At 61.0% G+C, this 3,633-nt stretch carries 2 protein-coding genes and 1 pseudogene; 2 read left to right on the top strand and 1 reads right to left on the bottom strand.

Going from position 1 to position 3,633, the window contains the following annotated elements; translation table 11 throughout:
- Positions 1 to 275 precede the first annotated feature (275 nt).
- Positions 276 to 1,816, top strand: a pseudogene (locus IVB32_RS27195) (IS66 family transposase).
- 347 nt (positions 1,817 to 2,163) lie between these two features.
- Entirely contained in the window at positions 2,164 to 2,346 is a 183-nt protein-coding gene (locus IVB32_RS27190) for a hypothetical protein (protein WP_247411948.1), read from the top strand.
- An 878-nt stretch (positions 2,347 to 3,224) separates the two neighbouring features.
- On the opposite strand, the gene IVB32_RS27185 is transcribed toward IVB32_RS27190, so the two are convergent.
- Complete coding sequence (locus IVB32_RS27185; protein ID WP_247411945.1) at positions 3,225 to 3,467, bottom strand: hypothetical protein; 243 nt, start codon at positions 3,465 to 3,467, stop codon at positions 3,225 to 3,227.
- Positions 3,468 to 3,633: the final 166 nt, after the last annotated feature.

Raw genomic sequence — 3,633 nt, 5'->3', positions numbered from 1 at the left:
GGTGCACAAGCGTCTTGAAGGTTGCAAGTTCGTTTGGCCAACGATCGCAGACGGCGTGATACGGATATCGCCGGCGATGTTCGCTGCCCTGTTCGAGGGGCTGGATTGGAGGTTGGTCCGCCCGGAAGAAGCGCGGCGTCCCCAGGCAGCCGGATAACTGCGGCAGATTGACTCGGGAGCTATTTTGAACGTGGCACGCGCAGTGTTGATGTGCTCGAAATAGCGCATGAGCATTGCGGCGCCGCGCGACGAAAACGACCGCCTGAAGGCGCTTTTTGGCGCAAACGCAGGCAGCCCTGAGCGAGCATCAGGGGGCGCTGGCGGCGTCGGAAGAAGCGCGACGTTGGCTGGAGGTCATTCTCGGCGAATTGCGACGCGAGAAGTTCGGCGCGAAATCCGAGAAGCTGCGGCCAGATCAGTATCACTTGGTGCTGGAAGACGTAGAGATCGCGCAACGCATCCTGGACGCGGCGCAGGAGAGAGCCGAGGCTGTGATCCAGGGCCGCTCGCGGAGCGCGCCGGATCAAGGTTCTCATCGCAACCCCGGCTGCTTGCCTGCCCATTTGCCACGGGTGGAACGGATCATCGAGCCTGCGAGCACGCTTTGCCCGTGCGATTGCGGTGCCATGACGAAGATCGGCGAGGACGTCAGCAAACGCCTCGACGTGATCCCGGCGCAATGGCGGGTGTTGGTCACGCGCCGCCCGAAATACATCTGTCGCCATTGCTCGGGCCCTGTCGTGCAGGCGCACGCACCGGAGCACGTGGTGCCCAGCGGGCTGCCGACCGAAGCGGCGATTGCGCACGTGATCGTCTCCAAGTTTGGCGACCATACGCCGTTTTACCGCCAAGCCGAGATCTATGCGCGTCAGGGCATCCGACTTGATCGGGCGACACTGGGCAACTGGTCCGGCCGCGCCTGCTTCCATCTTCAGCCTATCGCGGACCACATGCGCCAGCGCCTAGCCATGGCGGATCGTCTGTTCATGGACGAAACCACGGCGCCGGTGCTCGATCCCGGGCGAGGCCACACGAAGAAGGGGTACTTCTGGGCGATCGTCTCCGACGACCGCGGCCACAGCGGCCCAAGTCCGCCGATCGTGCTGTTCCGATATGCCCCCGGTCGCATCGGTGCCTTTGCGGAGCAGTTCCTGGATGGCTTTTGCGGACACTTCCTGCAATGCCACGCCTATGACGCTTATGACCGGCTGACCGAAGTCGCTCGACCGCAAGGGCCGTGGACGCTCGTGCATTGCTGGAGCCATTTGCGCCGGCGCTTCGTCAAATTGGCCCGTAACAGCAAATCGCCGATCGCCGAGGCCGCCGTTCGGCACATCGCACAGCTTTACGCCATCGAAGCCATGGTGCGCGGCTCATCGCCGGACATCCGGCTGGCCGCGCGCAGGGAGCACTCGCTGCCCATAATCGCCGCGTTAAAGACTTGGTTCGAGAAACAGCTGTCGATGATCTCCAGCGGTTCGACGCTCGCCGAGGACATCCGCTACGCGCTCAATCACTGACAGGGGTTGACCGCTTCCTCGAAGACGGGCGCCTCGAGCTCGACACGAACCCGGTCGAGAACGCCATCCGGCCAGTCTGCCTGACCAGAAAAAATGCTCTCTTCGCCGGACATGAGGTCGGGGCTGAAAATTGGGCCTTGCTTGCGTCGCTCGTCGCCACCTGCAAGCTCAACGACGTCAACCCGGCCGCCTACATCGCCGAAACACTCGAGGCCATCATCGACGGCCATCCCCATAGCAGAATCGAAGACCTCATGCCGTGGCGATTCCGCAAAGCGTCAAGCCAGCTCCAATAAGGGTCCCGTCTAAGCGCTTACGAACGTTGCGGTGTTGGGATCTGAAATCCATGCAAAGCGGGCGATTCCTGCAAGCGAGAGCAGATACTTAAGGATCCCGCTTTGCGGGTCCATCATCGTCGTCCACATGAGCGCTACGCTCATCGGAGGCAGCACGAGGGGCGATCGCGGGCGCCGAGGAGTCGCATCTTGACTGGTCGAGCATCGCCGCGATAGGGCCAGCGATCACCGGCAAGAGGATGACCGGTCGCATCAGCCGTGCAATGACGACTTCGGTCGCGAACAATTTTGCAAGTGCAAGACCGAAGGAAGCCTCCGCAACCACCCCCGATCCGGCGTAGACAAGAATGGCGCGGATGCTGTTCCCCCACGAACTGGACCAGCGGCCGACCGAACTTGAGATCAGTCAGCGACTGAAAGACGCCATAGAAGAACAGAAAAAGAAGCCGAGCAATATGATGCTGAGTTTGCTGCGCCGTGAAACGCGATGCGCCCGGCGCCACGCTACAAGCTCTTTGGCTGCCTTGTGATCGATGTCGGTGAGCAGCTTCGCCTCGCCGAAATACGTGACCAGCCGCGCGAGGTTGGTCTCAGTGGCTTTCGGCTCTGCATCATACTGCCCCTTCTCGTTATAGAGCCGAACGGCAACGTCAACGCGCGAGCGAGGACTTGGATCGCGTCGTCGCCTTCAAGTGCTTCTTGGCGTTCTCTCGCTCGTTGGATTCGAATCATTCGGCTTCTTTGCGAGCCGTGCACTTCGTTGAGCCATGAAACCGACGACCACTGCGCTGGAAGTCGTACTTGTAATATGGCGATCGCTTGTCCTTGTATACTGACATGGTCGCGCCTCTCGCTGCCGTCGGCGTGCTTCGAACTCGACGATATCCTGTTCGGCGTATCGCCGGCGCGGGCGCTTCTTCCCCCGCCCCACGTTGATGTAGCTGATCTCGCCGTCCTGGACCAACGCGCTTGGTTGGTCCTCGGTGACCTTGAGCCGGTGGGCGGCTTCGCGCGGCGTCAACAGCGGCCTTGTCCAGACATACATGCCTCTCCCTCGCGAAATTTGGGGGATCATGATGGAAGGCAAAGACACCGTGGACAGACGCAACCAATCATAAGATTGGAGCGCGCGATAGTCCGGTAACAAGCAAAAACCTGTGGGCGGCATGGCGCTCACAGCAAAAAGGCCCCGCCGAAACAGGGCCTTTCTCTTCGAGAGCTCATGCCGGGGGTTACGCCTCGCTCATTCGCTCGGCGGCAGGAGCGACAGGCGGGGATGCCGGCCGGTGTAGGATTCCAGCAGCCACTTCGCGCGAGCCACCGTGTCTTGAGTTTGGCGCATCGCGGCCAGCTCGCGCTCCAGCCTCTCGAATAGCGGCGCTCTCTTAGGGCCGTCCCGCTCCACCAGCTACGCACACAGTGCAAGAGCGCGGTCAAGACGTTCAATGGTCACTGTGTCCTGTGGGTCCGATGCAGGTCGGGGCGCGGTGCTGTGAACACCGACGATGATGGGGTCGCCCTTATCAATCGACACGTTCCGCTTGGCTTTCTGCGGTACGTTCCCGTTCTTCGGAGCCCATCCATGCTCAGGCGTCCATCCCTGCAGATGCTTTTTAGGCGTCCAACCTTTCATGTCAGCTTTCTTGATCATGCTGCACCTCGTGACTGACGCTGCAGCTCGCGTAGCCAATTCTCATCGCTGTGCCCCCTTTTGGAATGCCGAATAGTGGAAGCTAGCATTACAGTTGTCTTTTTGATTTGACGTGAGCGCGTTGAGCGGCAGCCTGATGAGCTCTGCGCCAGAAAGACCATGCGAT

This window comes from Bradyrhizobium sp. 23 (assembly GCF_023073295.1).
Taxonomy (GTDB): domain Bacteria; phylum Pseudomonadota; class Alphaproteobacteria; order Rhizobiales; family Xanthobacteraceae; genus Bradyrhizobium; species Bradyrhizobium canariense_D.
This window is presented reverse-complemented; position numbering and strand designations above follow the sequence as displayed.